The organism is Enterobacter cloacae complex sp. IR5402 (assembly GCF_049238125.1).
In the GTDB taxonomy this organism is placed as follows: domain Bacteria; phylum Pseudomonadota; class Gammaproteobacteria; order Enterobacterales; family Enterobacteriaceae; genus Enterobacter; species Enterobacter hormaechei_C.
The window spans coordinates 60047-85195 of sequence record NZ_JBMKHO010000006.1 but is presented as its reverse complement, the minus strand read 5'-3'; the positions used below and the strand labels follow the sequence as shown (position 1 = coordinate 85195).

General features: G+C 55.8%; 23 protein-coding genes. 16 read left to right on the top strand and 7 right to left on the bottom strand.

What is annotated here, in order from left to right; all coding sequences use genetic code 11:
• The first annotated feature begins 5 nt into the window (after nt 1-5).
• The 10 genes from kdsD to npr all read left to right on the top strand — a co-directional run bounded on the left by kdsD (nt 6) and on the right by npr (nt 6934).
• Nucleotides 6-992, top strand: coding sequence for an arabinose-5-phosphate isomerase KdsD (gene kdsD, locus ACOTXL_RS12315; protein WP_003861853.1), 987 nt, complete (start codon nt 6-8; stop codon nt 990-992).
• Nucleotides 993-1006: 14 nt separating this feature from the next.
• Nucleotides 1007-1573, top strand: a complete 567-nt coding sequence (gene kdsC, locus ACOTXL_RS12310; protein ID WP_003861856.1) for a 3-deoxy-manno-octulosonate-8-phosphatase KdsC — start codon at nt 1007-1009, stop codon at nt 1571-1573.
• Entirely contained in the window at nt 1570-2145 is a 576-nt protein-coding gene (gene lptC / locus ACOTXL_RS12305) for an LPS export ABC transporter periplasmic protein LptC (protein ID WP_003861858.1), read from the top strand. The genes kdsC and lptC overlap by 4 nt, the downstream gene beginning before the upstream one ends.
• Nucleotides 2114-2668 (top strand): lipopolysaccharide ABC transporter substrate-binding protein LptA, encoded by a 555-nt coding sequence (lptA, locus tag ACOTXL_RS12300; protein ID WP_003861860.1) that lies wholly within the window; start codon nt 2114-2116, stop codon nt 2666-2668. Before lptC ends, lptA begins: the two co-directional genes overlap by 32 nt.
• Nucleotides 2669-2674: 6 nt before the next feature.
• Nucleotides 2675-3400 (top strand): LPS export ABC transporter ATP-binding protein, encoded by a 726-nt coding sequence (lptB, locus tag ACOTXL_RS12295; RefSeq protein WP_003861862.1) that lies wholly within the window; start codon nt 2675-2677, stop codon nt 3398-3400.
• A 47-nt stretch (nt 3401-3447) separates the two neighbouring features.
• Nucleotides 3448-4881, top strand: coding sequence for an RNA polymerase factor sigma-54 (gene rpoN, locus ACOTXL_RS12290; protein ID WP_003861864.1), 1434 nt, complete (start codon nt 3448-3450; stop codon nt 4879-4881).
• 22 nt (nt 4882-4903) lie between these two features.
• Nucleotides 4904-5191 carry a ribosome hibernation promoting factor gene (hpf, locus tag ACOTXL_RS12285; protein WP_003861866.1) on the top strand — a complete coding sequence of 96 codons (288 nt, stop codon included), beginning with the start codon at nt 4904-4906 and terminating at the stop codon, nt 5189-5191.
• Between the two features lie 82 nt (nt 5192-5273).
• Nucleotides 5274-5765: a PTS IIA-like nitrogen regulatory protein PtsN gene (gene ptsN, locus ACOTXL_RS12280; protein WP_003861869.1), complete on the top strand. Its 492-nt coding sequence runs from the start codon at nt 5274-5276 to the stop codon at nt 5763-5765.
• Nucleotides 5766-5810: 45 nt separating this feature from the next.
• Nucleotides 5811-6665, top strand: a complete 855-nt coding sequence (rapZ, locus tag ACOTXL_RS12275) for an RNase adapter RapZ (protein WP_003861870.1) — start codon at nt 5811-5813, stop codon at nt 6663-6665.
• Complete coding sequence (gene npr / locus ACOTXL_RS12270; protein WP_003861872.1) at nt 6662-6934, top strand: PTS phosphocarrier protein NPr; 273 nt, start codon at nt 6662-6664, stop codon at nt 6932-6934. Before rapZ ends, npr begins: the two co-directional genes overlap by 4 nt.
• 39 nt (nt 6935-6973) lie before the next feature.
• On the opposite strand, the gene mtgA is transcribed toward npr, so the two are convergent.
• The 5 genes from mtgA to lptF all read right to left on the bottom strand — a co-directional run bounded on the left by mtgA (nt 6974) and on the right by lptF (nt 13235).
• The gene (gene mtgA / locus ACOTXL_RS12265; protein ID WP_023298721.1) at nt 6974-7699 is read right to left on the bottom strand and encodes a monofunctional biosynthetic peptidoglycan transglycosylase; all 726 of its coding nucleotides are present in this window, start codon (nt 7697-7699) and stop codon (nt 6974-6976) included.
• Nucleotides 7696-8349 (bottom strand): isoprenoid biosynthesis glyoxalase ElbB, encoded by a 654-nt coding sequence (gene elbB / locus ACOTXL_RS12260; RefSeq protein ID WP_023314910.1) that lies wholly within the window; start codon nt 8347-8349, stop codon nt 7696-7698. The genes mtgA and elbB overlap by 4 nt, the downstream gene beginning before the upstream one ends.
• Nucleotides 8350-8581: 232 nt before the next feature.
• Nucleotides 8582-10915 carry an aerobic respiration two-component sensor histidine kinase ArcB gene (gene arcB / locus ACOTXL_RS12255; protein WP_000809803.1) on the bottom strand — a complete coding sequence of 778 codons (2334 nt, stop codon included), beginning with the start codon at nt 10913-10915 and terminating at the stop codon, nt 8582-8584.
• 137 nt (nt 10916-11052) lie between these two features.
• Nucleotides 11053-12135: an LPS export ABC transporter permease LptG gene (gene lptG / locus ACOTXL_RS12250; protein ID WP_001147540.1), complete on the bottom strand. Its 1083-nt coding sequence runs from the start codon at nt 12133-12135 to the stop codon at nt 11053-11055.
• Nucleotides 12135-13235, bottom strand: a complete 1101-nt coding sequence (gene lptF / locus ACOTXL_RS12245; protein WP_003861881.1) for an LPS export ABC transporter permease LptF — start codon at nt 13233-13235, stop codon at nt 12135-12137. Before lptF ends, lptG begins: the two co-directional genes overlap by 1 nt.
• A gap of 265 nt (nt 13236-13500) precedes the next feature.
• Between lptF and pepA the strand changes: the two genes are divergently transcribed.
• The 5 genes from pepA to ahr all read left to right on the top strand — a co-directional run bounded on the left by pepA (nt 13501) and on the right by ahr (nt 20109).
• A complete protein-coding gene (pepA, locus tag ACOTXL_RS12240; RefSeq protein ID WP_003861882.1) occupies nt 13501-15012 on the top strand; it encodes a leucyl aminopeptidase in 1512 nt (503 codons plus the stop codon).
• Between the two features lie 68 nt (nt 15013-15080).
• A complete protein-coding gene (gene holC / locus ACOTXL_RS12235; protein ID WP_003861884.1) occupies nt 15081-15524 on the top strand; it encodes a DNA polymerase III subunit chi in 444 nt (147 codons plus the stop codon).
• The gene (locus ACOTXL_RS12230) at nt 15524-18379 is read left to right on the top strand and encodes a valine--tRNA ligase (protein ID WP_003861885.1); all 2856 of its coding nucleotides are present in this window, start codon (nt 15524-15526) and stop codon (nt 18377-18379) included. The genes holC and ACOTXL_RS12230 overlap by 1 nt, the downstream gene beginning before the upstream one ends.
• A gap of 123 nt (nt 18380-18502) precedes the next feature.
• Nucleotides 18503-19006: a GNAT family N-acetyltransferase gene (locus tag ACOTXL_RS12225; protein ID WP_003861887.1), complete on the top strand. Its 504-nt coding sequence runs from the start codon at nt 18503-18505 to the stop codon at nt 19004-19006.
• An 83-nt stretch (nt 19007-19089) separates the two neighbouring features.
• Entirely contained in the window at nt 19090-20109 is a 1020-nt protein-coding gene (ahr, locus tag ACOTXL_RS12220; protein ID WP_003861889.1) for an NADPH-dependent aldehyde reductase Ahr, read from the top strand.
• Nucleotides 20110-20256: 147 nt separating this feature from the next.
• Here ahr and ACOTXL_RS12215 read toward each other — a convergent pair whose 3' ends face one another.
• Nucleotides 20257-21903 carry a dihydroxyacetone kinase subunit DhaK gene (locus ACOTXL_RS12215; RefSeq protein ID WP_022651917.1) on the bottom strand — a complete coding sequence of 549 codons (1647 nt, stop codon included), beginning with the start codon at nt 21901-21903 and terminating at the stop codon, nt 20257-20259.
• A gap of 137 nt (nt 21904-22040) precedes the next feature.
• Here ACOTXL_RS12215 and ACOTXL_RS12210 point away from each other — a divergent pair, with 137 nt between their 5' ends.
• Nucleotides 22041-23543 (top strand): helicase HerA-like C-terminal domain-containing protein, encoded by a 1503-nt coding sequence (locus ACOTXL_RS12210; RefSeq protein WP_022651918.1) that lies wholly within the window; start codon nt 22041-22043, stop codon nt 23541-23543.
• Here ACOTXL_RS12210 and ACOTXL_RS12205 read toward each other — a convergent pair.
• Nucleotides 23523-24464, bottom strand: a complete 942-nt coding sequence (locus tag ACOTXL_RS12205) for a TIGR01212 family radical SAM protein (RefSeq protein ID WP_096904993.1) — start codon at nt 24462-24464, stop codon at nt 23523-23525. The two genes, ACOTXL_RS12210 and ACOTXL_RS12205, sit on opposite strands and share 21 nt — an antisense overlap.
• Between the last annotated feature and the right edge of the window lie 685 nt (nt 24465-25149).

Here is a 25149-nt window from a genome sequence, read left to right as displayed (position 1 = left end):
GCATTATGTCGCAAATAGAATTGCAGCCGGGTTTTGACTTTCAGAAAGCAGGCAAAGACGTTCTGGAGATTGAACGTGAAGGTCTGGCGCAGTTAGATCAGTACATTAATCAGGATTTTAGTCTGGCCTGTGAGAAGATGTTCTACTGCGCCGGTAAAGTCGTGGTGATGGGGATGGGCAAATCCGGCCATATCGGGCGCAAAATGGCGGCGACCTTTGCCAGTACCGGCACGTCGTCATTCTTCGTTCATCCCGGTGAAGCCGCGCACGGTGACCTCGGCATGGTTACGCCGCAGGACGTGGTTATTGCGCTGTCCAACTCCGGGGAATCGAATGAAATCCTGGCGTTGATCCCGGTGCTGAAGCGTCTGCACGTACCGCTGATTTGCATGACCAGCCGCCCGGAAAGCAGCATGGCGCGCGCGGCGGATATTCACCTGTGCGTGAAGGTGCCTAAAGAAGCCTGCCCGCTGGGGCTGGCGCCGACCTCCAGCACAACCGCCGCGCTGGTGATGGGCGATGCCCTTGCCGTTGCGCTGCTGGAAGCCCGCGGTTTTACGCCAGAAGATTTCGCCCTGTCTCACCCCGGCGGCGCGCTCGGGCGCAAACTGCTGCTGCGGGTTAACGATATTATGCACACCGGGGATGAGATCCCGCACGTCAGCAAAGAGGCCTCTTTGCGCGACGCGTTACTGGAGATCACCCGTAAAAACCTGGGCATGACGGTTATCTGCGACGATCTGATGAAGATTCAGGGCATTTTCACCGACGGCGACCTGCGCCGGGTATTCGATATGGGTGTGGATGTCCGAACGCTGGGCATCGCTGATGTAATGACACCAGGAGGGATCCGCGTCCGTCCCGGCACGCTGGCGGTAGATGTGCTGAACCTGATGCAGTCCCGTCATATTACCTCAGTGATGGTTGCCGATGGCGACCAACTGCTGGGTGTGGTACATATGCATGATCTGCTGCGCGCTGGCGTAGTGTAATGAAGGATAAGACAATGAGTAATGCGGGTGCATCCCTTGCAACCTGTTATGGCCCGGTGAGCGCCCACATGATGTCAAAGGCGGAAAATATCCGCCTGCTGATCCTCGATGTGGATGGTGTGCTCTCCGACGGTCTGATTTATATGGGCAATAACGGCGAAGAGCTGAAAGCCTTTAACGTTCGCGACGGTTACGGTATCCGCTGTGCGCTCACGTCCGGTATTGAAGTTGCAATCATCACCGGGCGGAAAGCTAAACTGGTAGAAGATCGGTGTGAAACGCTGGGCATTACGCATCTCTATCAGGGACAGTCTGATAAGATGGTAGCCTTCCGGGATTTGCTGGGAAAACTGGCCATTGCGCCAGAGAATGTGGCATACGTCGGGGATGATTTGATCGACTGGCCAGTCATGGCGGAGGTGGGTCTGAGCATCGCCGTGGCTGACGCGCACCCGCTGCTGATCCCGCGTGCTGATTACGTTACCCATATTCACGGTGGCCGTGGCGCCGTCCGTGAAGTCTGCGATCTGCTTCTGCTGGCGCAGGGCAAGCTTGATGAGGCGAAAGGGCAATCGATATGAGTAAAACCAGACGTTGGGTTATCATTCTGCTTGCGCTTGTCGCCCTGATACTGATTGGCGTAAATCTCGCTGACCGCGATGATACGCAAGCGGAAGTGGTTAACACGAGCGACCCGACCTATAAAAGCGATCACAGCGACACCGTGGTCTATAGCCCGGAAGGTGCGCTGAACTATCGCCTCGTTGCTCAGCATGTAGAATATTTTTCAGATGACGGCACCTCGTGGTTTACCCAGCCGGTCCTGACCACCTTTGATACGGACAAAGTGCCGACGTGGTCAATCAAGTCTGACCGGGCAAAACTGACAAATGACCGTATGCTTTACCTGTATGGTCACGTTGAAGTCAACGCCCTGACCGCTGACGCGCAACTGCGAAAAATTACGACGGATAACGCCCAGATCAACCTGGTCACCCAGGATGTCACGTCGCAGGATTTAGTCACCCTGTATGGCACAACATTTAATTCCAGCGGTTTAAGAATGCGCGGGAACTTACGCAGCAAAAACGCCGAGCTGATTGAAAAGGTTAGAACCTCCTATGAAATTCAAAACAAACAAACTCAGCCTTAAAGTTGTTATCGCCAGCGCGCTGCTGGCGGCCAGTCTTCCCGCGCTTGCTGTGACTGGCGACACCGAACAGCCGATTCATATTGAATCCGATACCCAGTCTCTGGATATGCAGGGTAACGTCGTCACCTTTACCGGCAACGTCGTTGTGACCCAGGGCACCATCAAAATCAACGCCGACAAAGTGGTCGTTACCCGTCCGGGCGGCGAGCAGGGGAAAGAGATTATCGATGGTTATGGCAACCCGGCCACCTTCTACCAGATGCAGGACAACGGCAAGCCGGTGAAAGGCCATGCCTCGCATATGCACTATGAACTGGCGAAGGATCTGGTCATCCTGACCGGTAATGCTTACCTGGAACAGCTGGACAGCAATATCAAAGGCGACAAGATCACTTATCTGGTGAAAGAGCAGAAAATGCAGGCCTCCAGCGAAAAAGGCAAACGCGTCACGACCGTGCTTGTGCCTTCGCAGTTGCAGGACAAGAACAACGGTCAGGCTCCGGCAAAGAAAAAGAGTAACTAATTCGTTATGGCAACTTTAACTGCAAAAAACCTCGCGAAAGCGTATAAGGGCCGCCGCGTCGTCGAAGATGTCAGTCTGACCGTCAACTCCGGCGAAATCGTGGGTTTGCTTGGCCCTAACGGCGCGGGTAAAACTACGACCTTCTACATGGTAGTGGGCATCGTCCCGCGTGACGCCGGCAACATCATTATCGATGATGAAGATATCAGCCTGCTGCCGCTGCATGCCCGCGCGCGTCGTGGCATCGGCTATCTGCCGCAGGAAGCGTCTATCTTCCGCCGCTTAAGCGTGTTCGACAACCTGATGGCCGTGCTCCAGATCCGTGACGATCTGACCAGCGAGCAGCGCACTGACCGTGCGAACGAGCTGATGGAAGAGTTTCATATTGAACACCTTCGCGACAGCCTCGGTCAGGCGCTGTCCGGTGGTGAACGCCGCCGCGTTGAGATTGCGCGCGCGCTGGCAGCAAACCCGAAATTTATCCTGCTGGATGAACCGTTTGCGGGCGTTGACCCCATCTCCGTTATCGATATCAAACGTATCATTGAACACCTGCGCGACAGCGGGCTTGGCGTACTGATCACGGACCACAACGTTCGTGAAACGCTGGCGGTGTGTGAGCGCGCCTACATAGTGAGCCAGGGCCATCTGATTGCCCACGGTACGCCGCAGCAAATCCTCGAAGATGAGCATGTTAAGCGCGTGTACCTTGGGGAAGACTTCAGACTCTGATAGGGTAGAGGTTAAGTCACGCCGAACCGGAGAAAAACGCTCTGAACATGAAGCAAGGTTTGCAATTACGGCTCAGCCAGCAACTGGCCATGACGCCGCAGCTCCAGCAGGCAATCCGTCTGTTGCAGCTGTCCACGTTAGAACTCCAGCAGGAGCTCCAGCAGGCGCTGGACAGCAATCCGCTGCTGGAGCAGACCGATCTTCATGACGAGGTAGACGCCCAGCAGACGCAGGACACAGAAACGCTCGACTCCGTAGATGCACTCGAACAGAAAGAGATGCCGGACGAACTGCCGCTGGATGCCAGCTGGGATGAAATCTACACCGCGGGTACCCCTTCCGGGACGCGTGCAGACTACCAGGACGATGAACTCCCGGTCTACCAGGGCGAAACTACCCAATCGCTTCAGGACTACCTGATGTGGCAGGTGGAGCTGACGCCTTTCTCCGATACCGATCGCGCCATTGCCACCTCGATTGTCGATGCCGTTGACGACACGGGCTATTTGACCGTGACGCTGGACGAGATTCTTGAAAGCATCGGCGATGACGAGATTGAACTGGAAGAGATCGAAGCCGTCCTGAAACGCGTTCAGCGTTTCGACCCGATTGGCGTCGCCGCGAAAGATCTGCGTGACTGCCTTCTGATCCAGCTTTCGCAGTTTGCTAAAGAGACACCGTGGATTGACGAAGCCCGGCTCATCATCAGCGATCATCTGGATCTGCTGGCGAACCACGACTTCCGCACCCTGATGCGCGTCACGCGCCTGAAAGAAGAGGTGCTGAAGGAAGCGGTGAATCTGATCCAGTCGCTCGATCCGCGTCCGGGGCAGTCGATTCAGACCAGCGAACCGGAATATGTCATTCCCGATGTGCTGGTGAGAAAACACAATGGCCGCTGGGTCGTTGAACTGAACGCCGACAGCATTCCTCGCCTGCAAATCAACCAGCAATACGCCTCCATGTGCACCAGCGCCCGTAACGACGCTGATAATCAATACATTCGCAGCAACCTTCAGGAAGCACGCTGGTTGATTAAGAGTCTGGAGAGCCGTAATGACACGCTGCTGCGCGTCAGCCGCTGTATTGTCGAACAGCAGCAGGCATTCTTTGAGCAGGGCGAAGAGTTTATGAAACCGATGGTGCTGGCGGACATAGCCCAGGCCGTCGAGATGCATGAATCAACCATTTCCCGCGTGACCACGCAGAAGTATCTGCACAGCCCACGCGGTATTTTTGAGCTTAAGTATTTCTTCTCCAGCCACGTGAACACCGAAGGCGGCGGCGAAGCCTCGTCGACGGCCATTCGCGCACTGGTGAAGAAGTTGATCGCCGCGGAGAACCCCGCGAAGCCACTCAGTGACAGTAAGTTAACCACCATGCTGTCCGATCAGGGTATTATGGTGGCACGTCGTACTGTCGCGAAGTATCGAGAGTCTTTATCCATTCCGCCGTCTAACCAGCGTAAACAACTGGTTTGACACAACCGATAAGGAAGACACTATGCAGCTCAATATCACCGGACATAACGTCGAGATTACTGAGGCTTTACGCGATTTTGTAAACACTAAGTTTGCGAAACTCGAGCAGTATTTCGAGAGGATCAACCAGGTCTATGTTGTGTTGAAAGTGGAGAAAGTGACGCATATCTCGGATGCGACCCTGCACGTCAACGGAGGGGAACTCCATGCCAGTGCGGAAGGGCAAGACATGTACGCGGCTATCGACGGCTTGATTGATAAGCTTGCGAGACAGCTCAATAAACATAAAGATAAACTGAAACAACACTAATTGTCCGGGCAGTTAACGGGTGCAGGACGGCCTGTTGTGAAACACAACAGGCCATTTGTACAGTTAGCGCTTAGGTGAAATTATGATAAACAACGATTCCGCTCTTCAACTGAGCAATGTCCTTAACCAGGATTGTACCCGCAGTGGCGTTCACTGCCAGAGCAAAAAACGTGCGCTGGAAATCATCAGTGAGCTGGCCGCAAAACAGCTGGGTCTGCCGCCGCAGATCGTGTTTGAAGCCATTCTGACTCGTGAAAAAATGGGCAGTACCGGCATCGGCAATGGCATTGCGATCCCGCATGGCAAGCTGGAAGAAGATACGCTGCGTGCCGTGGGGGTGTTTGTGCAACTGGAAACGCCTATCGCTTTTGACGCCATTGATAACCAGCCTGTGGATCTGCTCTTCGCGCTGCTGGTTCCTGCCGATCAGACCAAGACCCACCTGCACACGCTGTCGCTGGTTGCCAAACGTCTGGCGGATAAAACCATTTGTCGTCGACTGCGCTCAGCCCAAAGTGATGAAGAGCTTTATCAAATTATCACTGAAGCAGAAGGCAATCAGGATGAGGCATAATCGGGAAAGGGCCTTCAGAACGGCTGCCCTGAGGAGAAACGGAACATGGTGCTGATGATCGTCAGTGGTCGTTCGGGGTCCGGGAAGTCCGTGGCCCTGCGCGCGCTGGAAGACATGGGATTTTACTGTGTAGATAACCTGCCGGTAGTGTTGTTACCCGATCTGGCGCGGACGCTGGCGGACAGGCAAATCTCTGCCGCCGTCAGTATTGACGTGCGTAACATGCCGGAATCGCCGGAAATCTTCGAGCAGGCAATGAACAGCCTGCCGGAATGCTTCTCGCCTCAGCTCTTGTTCCTGGACGCTGACCGCAACACGCTGATCCGCCGTTACAGCGATACACGTCGTTTGCATCCGCTCTCCAGTAAAAATCTTTCGCTGGAAAGCGCCATCGATAAAGAGAGCGATCTGCTTGAGCCGCTGCGTTCGCGGGCCGACCTGATTGTCGACACCTCTGAAATGTCCGTCCACGAGCTGGCGGAAATGCTGCGTACGCGCTTACTCGGCAAGCGCGAGCGTGAACTGACGATGGTGTTTGAATCCTTCGGCTTTAAGCATGGCATACCTATCGATGCGGATTACGTTTTTGATGTGCGTTTCCTGCCGAACCCGCACTGGGATCCGAAACTGCGTCCGATGACCGGTCTGGATAAGCCGGTGGCGGCGTTCCTCGACCGACACACAGAAGTGCACAATTTTATTTACCAGACGCGAAGCTACCTTGAGCTATGGTTACCTATGCTGGAAACAAACAATCGCAGCTACCTGACGGTGGCGATTGGCTGTACCGGCGGTAAACATCGTTCGGTCTACATTGCCGAACAGCTGGCCGATTACTTCCGCTCACGCGGAAAGAACGTTCAGTCCCGTCATCGCACGCTGGAAAAACGCAAAACATGACCGTAAAACAGACCGTCGAAATCACCAATAAGCTGGGTATGCATGCGCGCCCGGCGATGAAGCTGTTTGAGCTGATGCAGGGTTTTGATGCTGAGGTGCTGCTGCGCAACGACGAGGGAACCGAGGCAGAAGCCAATAGCGTGATCGCCCTGCTGATGCTGGATTCTGCCAAAGGCCGCCAGATTGAAGTTGAAGCCACCGGCCCGCAGGAAGAAGAAGCGCTTGCGGCAGTGATTGCCCTGTTTAACGCCGGGTTTGACGAAGACTAACGTTCGCCATGTCGGCGGGTAGCGCTGCGCTTACCCGCCCTACATAAGATTATTTCGCTCCATAAACCCTTCCCCACCCAACTGACGCATCTGGCGCATAATCCACGCCTGGCGGCTTCGCACGTAGCCTGACGGGGCGCTGGCCTTAAAACGCAGCGGGTTCGGCAGCACGGCGGCAAGCAGTGCCGCTTCGGACATAGTCAGCCTGCTGGCGGGCTTGCCAAAATAGCGCTGCGATGCCGCTTCGACACCAAATACGCCGTCACCAAATTCCGCGATATTCAGGTAGACGGTTAAAATGCGTTTTTTGCTCCACACCGTCTCGACCCCCAGCGTCAGCCCGGCCTCCAGCCCTTTTCTTACCCAGCTGCGACCGTCCCATAAGAACAGATTTTTTACCGTCTGCTGAGAAAGCGTTGACGCGCCGCGGACGCGGTTTTCATGACGTTCATTATGATCCAGCGCCTTCTCAATAGCCGCCACGTCAAAACCCCAGTGCTCCGGGAATTTCTGATCTTCTGCCGCAATGACCGCCAGCCCCATCCACGGGGAGATTTCATCCATGCCGACCCAGTCTGAGTGGGCAACATAGCCAAAATCACCCGAGAGCCAGGCGCTAATCTGCCGCTCTGCCATCACGGCGGAGAACGGGACGGGCAGGATGCTGAACAGCGCAATGCCTCCGCCCCAAAAAACGGCCAGGACCAGCACAATACGCAGCAGGATCCGTTTTAACCACCCGCCAGGGGATAATTTACGACTCATTCGGTAAGAACCAGCACTCTGTCCACCAGCTTTTCAATGCCTGCGGCAGCCTCAGCGATATTCTGCGCCAGCATATACGCCGGCGTGGTGATGATTTTGTTGTCCTCATCCACCACAATGTCGTCGACCGGGCATGGCACGTGCTCGCCGCCCATATCCTCGATAATTTCAGCGGTATCAATGTCGGTTCCGATCGTGAGCCGCAGCGGGAAATCAAAAATTTTCGGCAGCATGGCTGGCGCAATGCAGATAAAGCCCTGCGGCTTACCTGCTGCATGCATCGCCAGCGATAGCGCTTTCAAATCGGGATCGACATGGCACGCCGCGCCTTCTGTTGCAAACGTGCTCAGGTTTTTTGCCGCGCCAAAGCCGCCCGGCACGATGAGCGCATCAAGTTCAGCGGCATCGGCCTGTGCCAGCGGATGAATATCTCCACGCACAATACGCGCCGCTTCAATCAGCACGTTACGGCTTTCCGCCATTGGCTCGCCGGTAAGATGATTCATTACGTCTGCTTGAGTTTTATCCGGCGCGAAGCAGATAACGTCTGCCCCCTGCCGCGATAATGCCAGCAGCGTTAATACGGTTTCGTGTATCTCTGAACCATCGTAAACGCCACATCCGCTCAGCACGACACCCACTTTCTTCATTCTGACGATCCTTCTAAGCAACTCGCTGAAGCACATTAAAAATTCTGATTAAAACGCTATGCTTCACACATTTCACTGATTCATGTAACAAACTGTTTAAGATTTGCTATCTTATCTGCGTGCGGCCTCAATTTTCAGGCGGCGTCCATGCGAAAACAACCCACAAAAATCAGGCGCAGCCACGATTTCCCTGGTGTTGGCGCAGTATTCGCGCACCCCGGTATAGCCGGGGTCATTTTTTTCTGGCATCTACCCAGGCTTTCAGCACTGCCACATCGTTTTGCCACTCCTGTTTCATCTCTTCGACCCAATCACCTACATTATCTTCCCAGGCAGGTAAATCAGGCGACTGAATCTGTTGGCCCAGTTGCTGGAGATGACGTAACCCGACCGATCCTGCCGCGCCTTTGATTTTATGTCCCTCTTCGACGATGCCCTTCTGGTCACGCGCCGTCAGGTTGGATTCGAGCACGTTCAGATAGCCCGGCATCATTTTTTCGAACACGGCCAGGCCATCGGTGATCAGTTTTGGTCCTACCAGATCGATATACTGCTCCAGCATGGCGGTATCCAGTATCGTTTGGGCTTTGGCGCTATCAACAGACGTCATGGTGCTCTCCTCTTCATCACAGGTATCCCAGAACTTCTTGATCATCGCCGTCAGGGCAGGTACCGCCAGCGGCTTGCTGAGCACATCGTCCATTCCGGCCTCGAGGTACTCTTTTTTATCTTTCAGCACGTTTGCGGTCAACGCCACCAGCGGCGGCAGCTCGTCAGGAGCATATTTGCGCGTCAGCTCGCGGGAGATATCCAGTCCGGTCATGTCCGGTAGCTGAATATCGAGCAGCACCAGGTCGTACTCGCCCGGCGTGAACATCTCCAGCGCGGCTTTGCCGGTCATCGCCACATCCACGCTGTTACCGAGTTTTTCCAGTACCGACCGGGCGACAATGACGTTCAGCTCAATATCTTCCACCAGCAGGACGTGCAGGGCTGGCAGCGGCATATCATCGTTCTCAAACGTATCTTCCACCTCTTCCGCTACGGCAGGCGCATGGACGGTAAGCGTAAAGGTGGAGCCTTTACCCGGCTGGCTGGCAACGGTGATATCCCCGCCCATACTTTTCGCCAGACGTTTCGACACCGCCAGGCCAATGCCCGTACCGGTCGCCGGTTTACCGCCGTGGCTGTCTTTAACCTGATAATACATGGCGAAGATCTTATCCTGCTCTTCCTGAGGAATGCCGATACCCGAGTCCTCAACTTCAAAGTGCAGCATGTCGCCTTCGTCATAGCGAATGCGCACCGCAACCTGCCCCTTCTGGGTAAACTTCACGGCATTGCTGATGAGGTTCCACAGGATCTGCCTCAGCCGCGTGCCGTCCGTCACCACTTTATGCGGCAGCGGCAGCGTCGGCTCCATCACAAAGCTCAACCCTTTTTGCTGGGCCTGCAAACCTGACAGGTTCTCCAGGTCTGCGAGGAAGCCGGTAAAATCAACCGGCTGGTTGTCGAGCTGAACTTTACGGCGCTCCATCTTATCCATGTCGATAATATCATTGAAGATATTGCCCAGCGTGACCGCCGAGACGTGGATCGTTTTGAGGTATTTTTCCTGCTCGCTGGTCAGCTCGGTATCCAGCAGAATGCGGCTCAGCCCCACAATGCCATTCAGCGGGGTGCGCAGTTCATGGCTGATGGTGGAGATGAAGGTTGTTTTATCCCGGCTGGCGCGCTCCAGCGCATCCTGATAGCGCTTACGCTCAGTGATATCACGGCCAAAGCCCATCAGACCATGACGTTTACCCACCCGGTCGTAATAAGGTACTTTGCGGATCTCAAAGCAGGCTTTGCGCCCGTCGGGGTAGTCCAGCCACTGCTCATAGGTCAGCGAAACGTTATGGCGGAAGACCTTTTCATCCGTCTCCATCACTTTTGCTGCCGCCTCTTCGGAATAGACATCCTGAGGTTTCAGGTGTATCAGCTGTTTTTCGCTTTTCCCGGTCAACAGTTCCATGGCCCGGTTACAGCCGGAGAACTCTTTATCTTCATTACGGTAGAACACCAGATCCGGCGACGCATCGAGGAACGAGCGCAGGAAAGAGGATTGCTGTTCAAGCTGGATCTGCGTGACTTCGCGCTCTTTCATCTCAATTTTCAGCTGCTCAAGCGTGGTCTGACGCTCGGCTTCCGCCTTCTCACGGTCTGAAATTTCCTGATTCAGCTGGGCAATGTTGTCCTTGAGCTGAACGTTGAGTTTAAGATCGCGCTCGCGCATCTCTTCCAGCTTATCCACCAGTTTCGATAAACGCTGTCGGGACTCTTCCAGCTGCTCAACCACCACGGAGAGGAAATAGACCGCCCATGGGGTGATCAGCAGGCCAAAGAAAATAGAGCGGATCACGTCGATGCTCTCGACCTGACCATGCAGAACCATGGTCACGGCCATTTGCACGACAATGGCCAGAACGACCAGCGCCAGCGCCAGCAGCATGGAAAAACGCACCAGCCCGAGCTTCATCATCAGGTCGACGTAGTACTGGGCCAGCATTCGAATTTGCTTCATAGAGGATCCCTTCACGACTTTATCGCTCAATAATACTCAAATTCACGGCGAGGCGTTGAAGGTTGTGAGAAAAAGTGCGGGGTGAAACAGGAGATTAGCCTCGCCCCCGGGCTAGCGGGAGCGAGGAAGACGTTTTATCAGGAGCGTTTTAGCAGCATCCAGAGGCTGATCAGGAAGAAACTGGCGCTCGGCAACAGCGCGCCGATAATTGGCGGAATGCCATACACCAGTGTCAGCGGACCGAAAATCTGATCGAGGACGTAGAACACGAAACCAAAGCTGATACCAGTTACCACGCGGACCCCCATCGGCACGCTACGTAGCGGTCCAAAGATGAACGACAGCGCCATTAGCATCATCACCGCCACGGACAGTGGCTGGAAGATTTTGCTCCACATGTTGAGCTGGTAACGCCCCGCATCCTGTCCGCTCGATTTCAGATACTTCACGTAGTTATGCAGACCGCTGATGGAGAGCGCATCGGGATCGAGCGCTACCACGCCAAGCTTGTCCGGCGTCAGGTTGGTTTTCCAGGTACCGCTTACGGTCTGCGAACCGGTGATCTGTTTCGGGTTCGTCAGGTCAGATTCATCAACCTGGGATAACCGCCACAGCTTGTTGTTCGCATCAAATTTAGCGGAGGCGGCATAACGCACCGACTGCAAACGACGATCGTTGTTGAAGGCGTAGATGCTCACGCCGCCCAGTTCATCGTCCCCTTTCACGCGTTCGATATAGACGAAGTTCTGACCATCTTTCGCCCATAACCCCTGCTGCGTGGAGAGCAGCGAACCACCGTACATAGCCTGAGCACGGTAGTTACGCGCCATCTGTTCGCCCTGCGGCGCGACCCATTCGCCAATCGCCATGGTCAACAGCACCAGCGGGATCGCGGTTTTCATTACCGACAGCGCAACCTGCATACGGGTAAAGCCAGATGCCTGCATCACCACCAGCTCGCTACGCTGAGCCAGCATCCCCAGGCCCAGCAACGCCCCCAGCAGGGCCGCCATCGGGAAGAAGATCTGCACATCTTTTGGTACGCTGAGCAGGGTGTACATCCCGGCACCCAACGCATCGTAACTCCCCTGCCCGGCTTTTTTCAGCTGGTCGACAAATTTGATAATGCCCGAGAGCGACACCAGCATGAACAGGGTCATCATGATGGTGGTGAAAATCGTTTTACCGATATAGCGGTCAAGTACGCCAAACGCCTGCATTAGATGGCTCCTTTACGCGTAAACCGGGCACGAAGACGACGCACAGGCACCGTGTCCCACAAGTTGAGTCCGACTGCCAGCAGCAGATACAAACCATTCACGACCCAGGTCCAGATCATCGGGTCAATTTTTCCTTTCCCGCCGTTAGACTTGATTGAGGTTTGCAGCAGGAAGAACACCAGATACAGCAGCATCGCTGGCAGCATCGACAGCACGCGGCCCTGGCGCGGGTTCACCACACTCAGCGGAACCACCATCAGCGCCATCATAAATACGGTGAATACCAGCGTGATACGCCAGTGCAGTTCAGCACGCGCACGATCGGTATCGGTATTCATTAAGGTGCGCATATCCATCTGCTCAGTATCCGTTGGATCGAGCGCGACGGCCTGATGACCAATGATGGCCTGGTAGTTCTGGAAATCGGTAATACGGAAGTCGCGAAGCATAGCCGTGCCTTCGAAACGCGTTCCTTTGTTCAGCGTGACAACCTGAGAGCCGTCTTTACGCTGAGACAGCTGACCGGAGTCCGCCACCACCACAGAAGGCCGAGCGTTACCTTTCGGGCGCAGTTGAGCAAGAAACACGTCATTGAAGCGGTTGCCATCGACGCTTTCGATAAACAGCACGGAGTTACCGTCGGTCGCCTGCTGGAACTGCCCCTGCGCCAGCGCCGCCAGCCCCGGGTTAGCTTTTGCTTCCGCCAGCACCTCATCCTGATGACGAGAGGAGGTCGGCCCCGCCCACATGACGTTAACCGCGGCAACAATGCCCGTAAACAGTGCCAGCACCATGGCTGCTTTTACCAGTACGGCTTTACTGAGGCCGCAGGCATGCATCACGGTGATTTCACTTTCGGTATAGAGCTTACCCAGGGTCATCAGCAGACCAAGGAACAGGCTTAACGGCAGGATAAGCTGCGCCATTTCCGGCACGCCAAGCCCGAGCAGGGAAAGCACCAGATTCGTTGGGATTTCGCCATCAACCGCCGCGCCGAGGATCCTGACCAGCTTCTGACAGAAAAAGATCAGAAGGAGGATAAAGAGGATCGCCAGTTGGCTCTTCAGCGTCTCCCGAACCAGATATCTTATGATTATCACTTTAAATACGCCCGTTAAAACTCGTCTTATGCAGGAATTTAGCTTGTTTCATGGCTTAAACGTCATTTATTCTCTTGAGTCGTCGAAATCATCGCTAAGATTAAAAAACCCGGCGGATTCGCGCTTCATGACATTTATTGACGTGTCGAAACCGTAGTAACGTAAGATTAACACGAAGTCACCACAACGGCGGACATGAGTTACGAAAGGTTTCAATTCTATCCGTAGCCGCCGCCGTTGTCTTTAAGATTCAGGAGCGTAGTGCATGGAGTTCAGTGTAAAAAGCGGTAGCCCGGAGAAACAGCGGAGTGCCTGCATCGTTGTGGGCGTCTTTGAACCACGCCGACTCTCCCCGATCGCCGAGCAACTCGATAAAATCAGCGACGGCTATATCAGCGCCCTGCTGCGCCGTGGCGAACTGGAAGGCAAACCAGGGCAGACCTTGTTGCTGCACCATGTTCCGAACGTCCTGTCCGAGCGTATTCTGCTGATTGGCTGTGGTAAAGAACGTGAGCTTGATGAGCGCCAGTACAAGCAGGTTATTCAGAAAACCATTAATACACTGAATGATACTGGTTCGATGGAAGCCGTCTGCTTCCTGACGGAGCTGCACGTTAAGGGCCGCAACACGTACTGGAAGGTGCGCCAGGCCGTCGAAACCGCAAAAGAGAGCCTCTACAGCTTTGATCAGCTGAAGACCACCAAAAGCGAGCCGCGTCGCCCGCTGCGTAAAATGGTCTTTAACGTGCCAACCCGTCGCGAGCTGACCAGCGGCGAGCGCGCCATTCAGCACGGTCTGGCCATTGCCGCCGGTATCAAAGCGGCAAAAGATCTTGGCAATATGCCGCCAAACATCTGTAACGCCGCGTACCTGGCGTCTCAGGCGCGCCAGCTGGCTGACGCCTACAGCAAGAACGTTATCACCCGCGTTATCGGCGAACAGCAGATGAAAGAGCTGGGGATGCACTCTTATCTGGCGGTCGGTAACGGCTCCCAGAACGAATCCCTGATGTCAGTCATTGAGTACAAGGGCAATCCGTCTGAAGATGCGCGTCCGATCGTGCTCGTCGGTAAAGGGCTGACCTTCGACTCAGGCGGTATCTCCATCAAGCCTTCAGAAGGCATGGATGAGATGAAGTACGACATGTGCGGCGCGGCGGCGGTTTACGGCGTTATGCGCATGGTCGCGGAACTTCAGTTGCCCATCAACGTGATCGGCGTGCTGGCGGGCTGCGAAAACATGCCTGGCGGCCGCGCTTATCGTCCTGGTGATGTGCTGACCACCATGTCCGGCCAGACCGTTGAGGTGCTGAACACCGACGCCGAAGGCCGTCTGGTACTGTGCGACGTGCTGACCTACGTTGAGCGTTTCGAACCTGAAGCGGTGATTGACGTGGCTACACTGACCGGCGCCTGCGTGATTGCGCTGGGGCATCACATCACCGGCCTGATGTCGAACCACAACCCGCTGGCGCATGAACTGATCGGCGCGTCCGAACAGGCCGGCGACCGCGCGTGGCGTCTGCCGCTGGGGGACGAGTTCCAGGAACAACTGGAGTCTAACTTCGCAGACATGGCAAACATCGGCGGTCGTCCTGGCGGGGCGATTACCGCGGGCTGCTTCCTGGCGCGCTTTACCCGCAAGTACAACTGGGCGCACCTGGACATCGCGGGGACCGCATGGCGCTCCGGTAAAGCCAAAGGCGCGACCGGACGTCCGGTGGCGCTGCTGTCGCAGTTCCTGCTCAATCGTGCGGGTTTTAACGGCGACGAGTAATGATAAACGCCGGGTGGCGCTACGCTTACCCGGCTTTGCATTTAAATCCACGACAAGAAACCCCATATATGAAGAATGCAACGTTCTACCTTCTGGACAATGACACCCATCAGGATGGCCTCAGCGCCGTTGAACAGCTGGTGTGTGAAATTGCCGCAGAACGTTGGCGCGCAGGTAAACGCGTCCTGATTGCCTGTGAAGATGAGCAGCAAGCAATTCGCCTGGATGAAGCGCTATGGGCGCGCCCGCCGGAGAGTTTTGTTCCGCATAACCTGTCGGGCGAAGGTCCACGCGGCGGGGCACCGGTGGAGATTGCCTGGCCGCAAAAACGCAACAGTAGCGCGCGCGATATTCTCATTAGCCTGCGGACAGACTTTGCAGATTTTGCCACCGCTTTCACAGAAGTGGTAGACTTTGTCCCTTACGAAGAATCTTTGAAACAACTGGCGCGCGAACGCTACAAAGCGTACCGCCTGGCCGGTTTTAACCTGAATACGGCAACCTGGAAATAATGGAAAAGACATATAACCCACGCGATATCGAACAGCCGCTTTACGAGCACTGGGAACAGCAGGGCTATTTCAAGCCTAACGGCGACGAAAGCAAAGAGTCCTTCTGTATCATGATCCCGCCGCCGAACGTCACCGGCAGTTTGCATATGGGGCATGCTTTCCAGCAGACCATCATGGACACCATGATCCGCTACCAGCGCATGCAGGGTAAAAACACCCTGTGGCAGGCGGGGACTGACCACGCGGGTATCGCGACCCAGATGGTGGTTGAGCGTAAAATTGCCGCTGAAGAGGGTAAAACCCGCCACGACTACGGTCGCGACGCGTTCATCGACAAAATCTGGCAGTGGAAGGCAGAATCCGGCGGCACCATTACCCGTCAGATGCGCCGCCTCGGCAACTCCGTGGACTGGGAGCGCGAGCGCTTCACCATGGACGAAGGCCTGTCCAACGCCGTGAAAGAAGTTTTCGTCCGTCTGTACAAAGAAGACCTGATTTACCGCGGCAAACGCCTGGTCAACTGGGACCCGAAACTGCGTACCGCCATCTCTGACCTGGAAGTGGAAAACCGCGAGTCTAAAGGCTCCATGTGGCACATCCGCTATCCGCTGGCAGACGGTGCGAAAACCGCCGACGGTAAAGATTACCTGGTGGTGGCGACCACCCGTCCGGAAACCCTGCTGGGCGATACCGGCGTGGCCGTTAACCCGGAAGATCCGCGTTATAAAGATTTGATCGGCAAATTCGTGGTGCTGCCGCTGGTGAACCGCCGTATTCCGATTGTGGGCGACGAACACGCCGACATGGAAAAAGGCACCGGCTGCGTGAAAATCACTCCGGCGCATGACTTCAACGACTATGAAGTCGGTCGTCGTCATCAACTTCCGATGATCAACATTCTGACCTTCGACGGCGATATCCGCGAAAGCGCAGAAGTATATGACACCAAAGGCAACGAGTCCGACGTTTATTCCAGCGACATCCCGGCTGAGTTCCAGAAGCTGGAGCGCTTTGCCGCGCGTAAAGCCATCGTAGCCGCCGTTGACGCGCTCGGCCTGCTGGAAGAGATTAAGCCTCACGATCTGACCGTGCCGTACGGCGACCGTGGCGGCGTAGTTATCGAGCCAATGCTGACCGACCAGTGGTACGTGCGTGCCGACGTGCTGGCGAAACCGGCTGTGGAAGCGGTTGAGAACGGCAGCATTCAGTTCGTGCCGAAGCAGTACGAAAACATGTACTTCTCCTGGATGCGCGATATTCAGGACTGGTGTATTTCCCGTCAGCTGTGGTGGGGTCACCGTATCCCGGCGTGGTACGACAACGAAGGCAATGTCTACGTTGGCCGCACCGAAGAGGAAGTGCGTCAGGAAAACAACCTGGGCGCTGACGTTGCCCTGCGCCAGGACGAAGACGTGCTGGATACCTGGTTCTCCTCCGCGCTGTGGACCTTCTCTACCCTCGGCTGGCCGGAAAACACCGACGCGCTGCGTCAGTTCCACCCAACCAGCGTGATGGTCTCCGGCTTCGACATCATCTTCTTCTGGATCGCCCGCATGATCATGATGACCATGCATTTCATCAAAGACGAAGACGGCAAGCCGCAGGTTCCGTTCCATACCGTTTACATGACCGGCCTGATCCGCGACGACGAAGGCCAGAAGATGTCTAAATCCAAGGGTAACGTTATCGACCCGCTGGATATGGTGGACGGTATCTCTCTGGAAGAGCTGCTGGAAAAACGTACCGGCAATATGATGCAGCCGCAGCTGGCGGAGAAAATCCGCAAGCGTACCGAGAAGCAGTTCCCGAACGGGATCGAATCTCACGGTACCGACGCCCTGCGCTTCACCCTGGCGGCGCTGGCCTCCACCGGCCGTGACATCAACTGGGATATGAAGCGTCTGGAAGGTTACCGTAACTTCTGTAACAAGCTGTGGAACGCCAGCCGCTTCGTGCTGATGAACACCGAAGATCAGGATTGCGGCTTCAATGGCGGCGAGATGACCCTCTCCCTGGCAGACCGCTGGATCCTGGCTGAATTTAACCAGACGGTGAAAGCGTTCCGCGACGCGCTGGACAGCTACCGCTTCGACATCGCGGCAGGCATCCTGTACGAATTCACCTGGAACCAGTTCTGCGACTGGTACCTGGAGCTGGCGAAGCCGGTCATGAACGGTGGTTCTGAAGCGGAACTGCGCGGCACGCGTAATACGCTGATTACCGTTCTGGAAGGTCTGCTGCGCCTTGCGCACCCGATCATTCCATTCATCACCGAAACCATCTGGCAGCGCGTGAAGGTGATTGCCGGTATTAATGCCGATACCATCATGCTCCAGCCGTTCCCGGCATTCGATGCCGCGAAAGTGGATGAAGCCGCGTCTGCGGATACCGAGTGGCTGAAACAGGCGATCGTTGCGGTACGTAACATCCGCGCGGAAATGAACATCTCTCCGGGTAAACCACTGGAGCTGCTGCTGCGCGGTTGCAGCGAAGCTGCCGTTCGTCGCGTCACCGAGAACAACACATTCCTGAAAACCATGGCGCGTCTGGAAAGCATCACCGTGCTGCCTGCCGATGACAAAGGTCCGGTTTCCGTGACCAAAATCATCGACGGCGCGGAGCTGCTGATCCCGATGGCGGGCCTGATCGACAAAGACGCGGAGCTGGCGCGTCTGGCGAAAGAAGTGGCGAAAGTCGACGTGGAAATTGGCAAAATCGAAAGCAAACTGGCGAACGAGGGCTTTGTGGCCCGCGCGCCGGAAGCGGTCATCGCCAAAGAGCGTGAGCGTCTGGTTGCCTTCGCCGATGCGAAGACCAAACTGATCGAGCAGCAGGCGGTTATCGCAGCCCTGTAATGCTTTTACCCCTTACGCTTCAGGGCGTAAGGGGTATCCTTCCTGAAAACTCCTCGCTTGCACTCCCCTTTCTGCGGTGCTATTAACAGCAGTTGTGTGTCAATTTTTGTCATGAGTAAAGCTATGAGCGTGATTACCCCCGTCGCGACGACAATGCGTCGGATCACTGAGCAGGACAACCCGGCTATCGCCGCAGTTATCCGCACGGTTTCTGCCGAATATGGCCTGACCGCCGACAAAGGCTACACCGTGGCCGACCCCAATCTGGACGAACTTTTTCAGCTGTACAGCCAGCCGGGTCATGCCTACTGGGTCATTGAACAGGACGGCCAGGTCGTGGGCGGCGGCGGCATTGCCCCACTGCTTTGCAGCGAGCCGGATATCTGTGAACTTCAGAAAATGTATTTCCTGCCAACGATACGCGGACAAGGCCTGGCGAAAAAGCTGGCGCTGGTCGCCCTGGAACATGCACGCTCACAGGGCTTTAAACGTTGCTACCTCGAAACCACCGCTTTCCTTAAAGAGGCCATTGGCCTGTATGAGCATCTGGGCTTTGAGCATATCGATGCGCCACTGGGCTGCACGGGCCACGTGGACTGCGAAGTCAGGATGCTGAAAAGTCTGTAAGTTTCTTTCCTGCCGTCTTCTGTTAAGCGTCTGTAAACTGAATGCTCTACACTCACAGTTCACACCAAAACAGGGGAAACGCGATGTCGAAGATAAAAAGCTACGCCGCACCGCAGGCGGGTGCAGAACTTGAGCTGTACGAGTACGATGCGGGCGAACTAAAAGCGGAAGACGTCGAAGTACAGGTTGATTACTGCGGGATCTGCCACTCGGATCTCTCGATGATCGACAATGAATGGGGCTTTTCCAGCTATCCGCTGGTTGCCGGGCACGAAGTCATTGGCCGCGTCGTGGCGCTCGGCAGCGCCGCGCAGGACAAAGGGCTGAAAGTGGGCCAGCGCGTGGGTATCGGCTGGACGGCACGCAGCTGCGGTCACTGCGATGCCTGTATCAGCGGCAACCAGATCAACTGCCTTGAGGGCGCAACGCCGACCATCCTTAACAAGGGCGGTTTCGCCGATAAGCTGCGCGCCGACTGGCAATGGGTTATCCCACTGCCGGACAGCATTGATATTGAATCCGCAGGTCCGCTGCTGTGTGGCGGTATCACAGTATTTAAACCGCTGCTGATGCATCACATCACCGCCACCAGCCGCGTCGGCGTGATCGGTATTGGCGGTCTGGGGCATATTGCCATCAAACTGCTGCATGCGATGGGCTGTGAAGTGACGGCGTTCAGCTCTAACCCGGCGAAAGAGCAGGAAGTGCTGGCGATGGGTGCGGATAAAGTGGTGAACAGCCGCGATCCTCAGGCACTCACCGCCCTGGCAGGCCAGTTTGACCTGATCATCAACACGGTAAACGTCGATCTCGACTGGCAGCCGTACTTTGAAGCCCTGGCCTACGGCGGTAACTTCCACACCGTGGGTGCGGTGATGAAGCCGCTGCCGGTTCCGGCGTTTACCCTGATCGGCGGGGATCGCAGCGTGTCAGGCTCCGCGACCGGTACACCGTACGAGCTGCGCAAGCTGATGAAGTTTGCCGGACGCACAAAAGTGGCACCCACCACCGAGCTGTATCCGATGTCAAAAATCAACGAAGCAATCCAGCACGTGCGCGACGGCAAAGCCCGCTACCGCGTGGTGTTGAAAGCGGATTTTTGATGTGACATTGCCGGGGAATGTGCGGCCTGATGCCCTCACCCCAACCCTCTCCCTCAAGGGAGAGGGGGCCGTCTGTGCAGGCATTATTTTGTGGGGATCCCTCAGCTCACAGGGAGAGGGCGCAAACACTAAAAACGGTAACGGTTGTTACCGTTTTGCATCTACCATGGTCTTAAACACTTCCGCCACCGCGACTGCCCCCGGATCCATCACCCCGTCCAGATTCTCTTTATTCACATACGACGAGCGTCCCGCGCCGGCTTTCGCCATTTTTGCCGTTGCTTCGGCGCCCTGCTGCGCGGCCTGCGCTGCCGCCTGAATATTGCCTTTCTGTAACGCCTCCAGCGCCGGTTGCAGCGCATCGATCAGCGTACGATCGCCGAGATCCGCGCCGCCATACTGCTTCATCTGCGCAAGTCCGCTCAGCAAGGCTTCAGGTAGCGGCTGTCCATCGTGAAGCTTTTGTCCTGCCGCCGTGAAGAAGATCGACATCAACACCCCACTCGATCCGCCCATCACCGTTGCCAGCCGCTCGCCTACCAGCAGGAGTAATGTCGGCACGTCGTTAAGGGGCAGGTTGTTCTCCTCAAGTCGCTGCGCAATATCCCGCGCCCCTTGCGCAAAAGTGGAGCCCGTGTCGCCATCGCCTACTTTGGCATCCAGCGCGTTAAGGCGGTTTTCCAGCTGAATCAATGTTTTCGTTACCGAGGCGACGGCCTCGCTCACCTCCGTATTGTCCGACGGGGCATATTCCACGCGATCATGAAGGGCGCTATGTGGGACGGTACGCAGGGGCGCGAACGCCACGGGCTTCTGCCAGCCCAGCGTCTCGACCTCGGCGTGAATCGCCTTCTCGAAGAAATCGTTGAGCTTTAGCAGCGTTAACGAAAAGCCTTTCATATCCAGCGCACTCACCAGCGGCGCCGGGCCAATCAGATACGCAATGTTCTCTTTCAGCGCCGAGTGCGCCAGCTCTTTGGTCAGCAGCGCCATCTCCAACGCCGATACGCCACCAAGATTGTTAATCAGCACCGCAAAACGCCCTTCCCCCGCCTGCGCGCGTAACGGCGTCACCAGCGTGTCGATAATGGCTTTGCTGTTTTGCGTATCCACGACGGAAGCTCCCGGCTCGCCGTGAATGCCCAAACCCAGCTCGACATGGCCTTGTTTAATGCGCCCCCCTTCATCATCGCTGCCCGGCAGGTTGCACGTTTGCATCGCCACGCCCAGGCTCCAGAGGTTATCGCAGGCCTGTTGCGCAATATCCCGCACGTCGTTTAGCGATTTCCCCTGCTCTGCCGCATATCCCGCAATTTTATGCACCAGCGCCGTTCCCGCGATACCACGCGGCTGCTTGTTATCCGGCAGGGCGATATCATCCGCCACGATAACCATCTCGACCTTCAGGCCGTAGCGTTTGGCTTTTTCCGCCGCCAGGCCAAAGTTAAGCCGGTCGCCGGTGTAGTTTTTCACAATCAGCAGGCAGCCACGGTCGCCCGTCACCGCCACAATGGCATTGAGGACCGCATCCACGCTTGGGGAGGCGAACAGATCGCCACACACCGCTGCGGTAAGCATTCCTTTGCCGACGAACCCGGCATGTGCCGGTTCATGGCCGGAGCCGCCACCGGAGATCACCGCCACGCGGCTTTTATCCCAGTCGCCGCGAGCCACCACGCGGATGGCCGGATCGATATCCAGTTTGACGAGATTACCGTGCGGCGCGGAGAGAAGTATGCCTTCAATGGCATCGTTGACAAGCTGTTTGCGGTCGTTAAAAAAGAATCTGGACATAGTTTCCCAAAATTTTGTTTACCGTATGCAAAAGCATAGTCCGCACTGGATAATGCGCCGCAAAGTGAGGAATTTACGCAGACATTTTGCCGTCAGGTTGCCTATACTCCACCCAGGACTACGAGAGGACGTGCATCATGAGTACACCATTGTTAATCGCCAGGACGCTGGAAAAAGAGCTGTTTTTACTGCCCGCGATGGCGAACCGTCATGGCCTGATCACCGGCGCGACCGGGACGGGAAAAACCGTTACCCTGCAAAAGCTGGCTGAGTCGTTGTCAGAGACTGGCGTGCCGGTTTTTATGGCTGACGTGAAGGGCGATTTAACTGGGGTGGCTCAGGAAGGTGCAGCGTCAGAAAAACTGCTTGAGCGCCTGAAAAATATCGGTATCACGGACTGGACGCCGCACGGTAATCCGGTGGTGGTCTGGGATATCTTCGGCGAAAAAGGGCATCCGGTGCGTGCCACCGTCTCCGACCTCGGCCCGCTGCTGCTGGCTCGTCTGCTTAACCTCAACGACGTGCAGTCCGGGGTACTGAACATTATCTTCCGTATCGCCGACGATCAGGGGCTACTGCTGCTCGACTTCAAAGATCTGCGCGCCATCACCCAGTACATTGGCGATAACGCCAAATCCTTCCAGAACCAGTACGGCAATATTAGCAGCGCCTCAGTGGGCGCCATTCAGCGCGGGCTCCTGACGCTGGAGCAACAGGGCGCCGAACACTTCTTCGGCGAGCCAATGCTGGATATCAAAGACTGGATGCGTACCGACAGCAGCGGCAAAGGCATCATCAACATTCTGAGCGCAGAGAAGCTCTACCAGATGCCGAAGCTTTACGCCGCCAGCCTGCTGTGGATGCTCTCTGAACTGTACGAACAACTGCCGGAAGCAGGCGATCTGGAAAAACCCAAACTGGTGTTCTTCTTTGACGAAGCGCACCTGTTGTTTAACGACGCGCCGCAGGTGCTGCTGGATAAAATTGAACAGGTTATCCGCCTGATCCGCTCCAAAGGCGTCGGGGTCTGGTTTGTGTCGCAAAACCCGTCGGATATTCCGGACAACGTACTGGGGCAGTTGGGTAACCGCGTGCAGCACGCCCTGCGCGCCTTTACGCCGAAAGATCAGAAAGCGGTGAAAGCCGCGGCGCAAACCATGCGTGTCAATCCGGCCTTTGATACCGAAACCGCCATTCAGGCGCTGGGCACCGGTGAAGCGCTGATTTCGTTCCTCGATGCAAAAGGCAGCCCGACAGTTGTCGAGCGCGCGATGGTGATTGCGCCCTGCTCGCGCATGGGTCCGGTAACGGACGATGAACGCAACGGCCTGATTAACCACTCCCCGGTGTACGGAAAGTATGAAGACGAGGTGGATCGCGAATCGGCGTTCGAGATGTTGCAAAAAGGGGTGCAGGCGACTGCCGAATCGCAGGATGCGCCTGCCGCAAAAGGGCAATCTGTTGCCGTGGACGACGGCATTCTCGGCGGGCTGAAAGATATTCTGTTCGGCAGCACCGGGCCACGCGGCGGCAAACGCGATGGCGTGGTTCAGACCATGGCAAAAAGCGCGACGCGTCAGATTACCAACCAGATAGTACGCGGCATGCTGGGAAGTCTGCTAGGCGGCCGTCGCCGGTAGCGGGGGAACCCACGGGCGGCCAAGCGCCGACCCCTGTACGCCGTTCTCCTGTAGATAGCGGTTGATTTCCAGCATCCCCGTCCAGCGGTTCTCACACCATAGCGGTGCCAGAAGCGTTGGACGGCGGGCGCTTGCCGAGATGCGGTGGTAAACAATCTCCGGCGGCGTATGGCGAATCATTTCCCCCGCAGTCACCGTATAGTCGTCGAGTTCGATACCACATAACCGCCCCGCTTCCCAGGCTTTCGCCATTATGCTGCCCTTCACGATATGCAGCGGATGCAGCTTAATGCCATCCACGCCGGTCTCAACGACTTTTTCCAGCGTTTCCAGCCCGTGCTGCCGCCCTTCTCCCGGCAAGCCGACAATCAGATGCGAGCAGACTTTTAATCCACGCTGGCGGGCGAGACGCGTGGTGCGCTGATAGCAGGCGAAATCATGCCCGCGATTGATACGGTGCAGGGTTTTGTCATGCGCGGTCTGCAAGCCCAGCTCCAGCCAGATCTCGTAGCCCTTCTCTTTGTACTCGCTAAGTAAATCCAGCACGGCGTCCGGCACGCAGTCCGGACGCGTCCCCACGCACAGCCCGACAATGTTCGCTTGAGCAACCGCCTGCTGATACATCGAGCGCAGCACCTGCACCTCCGCCCACGTGCTGGTATAGGCCTGGAAATAGGCCAGATACTGCTTCGCGCGGTTCACCAGACTCGCCTGATGGGCGAGCTGTTCAGCGATAGATTTATGCTGCTGGGCCTCGTCAGCAAACGAGGCCACGTTACAGAAGGTGCAGCCACCACGCCCGATGGTGCCATCGCGGTTCGGGCAGCTAAAGCCGCCGTGCAGCGTCAGTTTGTGAACCTTTTGTCCGTAGCGCTGCAAAAGATCCCCACCAAACATATTGACTAATTTCTGTAACTGCATAATCTGATAGACCGTCCCGAAGAAAGGGGACAAGCCTGCCATTTTTAGCCTCTGTCGGCGATGACCTGGATCAATCGCCCTGGACGGCTTTTATCTATTTGAATAAATAATCACGATTACCGACATTTCATTCACCCTGAACGTAATTACTTTTCCTTATGTTCTGATGGTTTTTTTCATTTATAGCGCCAGGACTGAAAAACAGTGATTTTATGCGGCATTGAATGCAACACCAGATTAATATTCTGCTATAAATCTGCATTTCAGCACGCTGCATCGATAATACCGCTTTCATATAGTGAGTCAGATCACACTCCCCTGCACCTGCCCGGTGCTTTAAGCGGTTGTAAAAATAGTTAAATACACAATAAAAACAATTAGATAATCACGCTTTAGCACATTTTTGTATAAATAAGATTGCCATTTGACCTGTGTACCAATTCCCGATAAGTTGGAAATCCGCTGGAAGCTTTCTGGATGAGCGGCCTGCTCATCATATTTATGCAGTAATTGAGATTCCCTCTGAAGCAAGTCCTCAAACTTGTTTACCTGCGCAAAAGGATGAAAAAGAGGGCGAATGCGAGGTCCGCGTATGAAACGCTAACCCCGTCGCCATGCTCTTTCTGCGCCTGTGCGCCACGGTAAAGTTCAGTGGGAAGCCCGACGAGCCTGGGGAGGTTCACTG

Bases quoted from the DNA above. Each gene is read 5' to 3' on its own strand.
- kdsD (WP_003861853.1), top strand. From the start codon at position 6: ATGTCGCAAATAGAATTGCAGCCGGGTTTTGACTTTCAGAAAGCAGGC.
- kdsC (WP_003861856.1), top strand. From the start codon at position 1,007: ATGAGTAATGCGGGTGCATCCCTTGCAACCTGTTATGGCCCGGTGAGC.
- lptC (WP_003861858.1), top strand. From the start codon at position 1,570: ATGAGTAAAACCAGACGTTGGGTTATCATTCTGCTTGCGCTTGTCGCC.
- lptA (WP_003861860.1), top strand. From the start codon at position 2,114: ATGAAATTCAAAACAAACAAACTCAGCCTTAAAGTTGTTATCGCCAGC.
- lptB (WP_003861862.1), top strand. From the start codon at position 2,675: ATGGCAACTTTAACTGCAAAAAACCTCGCGAAAGCGTATAAGGGCCGC.
- rpoN (WP_003861864.1), top strand. From the start codon at position 3,448: ATGAAGCAAGGTTTGCAATTACGGCTCAGCCAGCAACTGGCCATGACG.
- hpf (WP_003861866.1), top strand. From the start codon at position 4,904: ATGCAGCTCAATATCACCGGACATAACGTCGAGATTACTGAGGCTTTA.
- ptsN (WP_003861869.1), top strand. From the start codon at position 5,274: ATGATAAACAACGATTCCGCTCTTCAACTGAGCAATGTCCTTAACCAG.
- rapZ (WP_003861870.1), top strand. From the start codon at position 5,811: ATGGTGCTGATGATCGTCAGTGGTCGTTCGGGGTCCGGGAAGTCCGTG.
- npr (WP_003861872.1), top strand. From the start codon at position 6,662: ATGACCGTAAAACAGACCGTCGAAATCACCAATAAGCTGGGTATGCAT.
- mtgA (WP_023298721.1), bottom strand. From the start codon at position 7,699: ATGAGTCGTAAATTATCCCCTGGCGGGTGGTTAAAACGGATCCTGCTG.
- elbB (WP_023314910.1), bottom strand. From the start codon at position 8,349: ATGAAGAAAGTGGGTGTCGTGCTGAGCGGATGTGGCGTTTACGATGGT.
- arcB (WP_000809803.1), bottom strand. From the start codon at position 10,915: ATGAAGCAAATTCGAATGCTGGCCCAGTACTACGTCGACCTGATGATG.
- lptG (WP_001147540.1), bottom strand. From the start codon at position 12,135: ATGCAGGCGTTTGGCGTACTTGACCGCTATATCGGTAAAACGATTTTC.
- pepA (WP_003861882.1), top strand. From the start codon at position 13,501: ATGGAGTTCAGTGTAAAAAGCGGTAGCCCGGAGAAACAGCGGAGTGCC.
- holC (WP_003861884.1), top strand. From the start codon at position 15,081: ATGAAGAATGCAACGTTCTACCTTCTGGACAATGACACCCATCAGGAT.
- ACOTXL_RS12230 (WP_003861885.1), top strand. From the start codon at position 15,524: ATGGAAAAGACATATAACCCACGCGATATCGAACAGCCGCTTTACGAG.
- ACOTXL_RS12225 (WP_003861887.1), top strand. From the start codon at position 18,503: ATGAGCGTGATTACCCCCGTCGCGACGACAATGCGTCGGATCACTGAG.
- ahr (WP_003861889.1), top strand. From the start codon at position 19,090: ATGTCGAAGATAAAAAGCTACGCCGCACCGCAGGCGGGTGCAGAACTT.
- ACOTXL_RS12215 (WP_022651917.1), bottom strand. From the start codon at position 21,903: ATGTCCAGATTCTTTTTTAACGACCGCAAACAGCTTGTCAACGATGCC.
- ACOTXL_RS12210 (WP_022651918.1), top strand. From the start codon at position 22,041: ATGAGTACACCATTGTTAATCGCCAGGACGCTGGAAAAAGAGCTGTTT.
- ACOTXL_RS12205 (WP_096904993.1), bottom strand. From the start codon at position 24,464: ATGCAGTTACAGAAATTAGTCAATATGTTTGGTGGGGATCTTTTGCAG.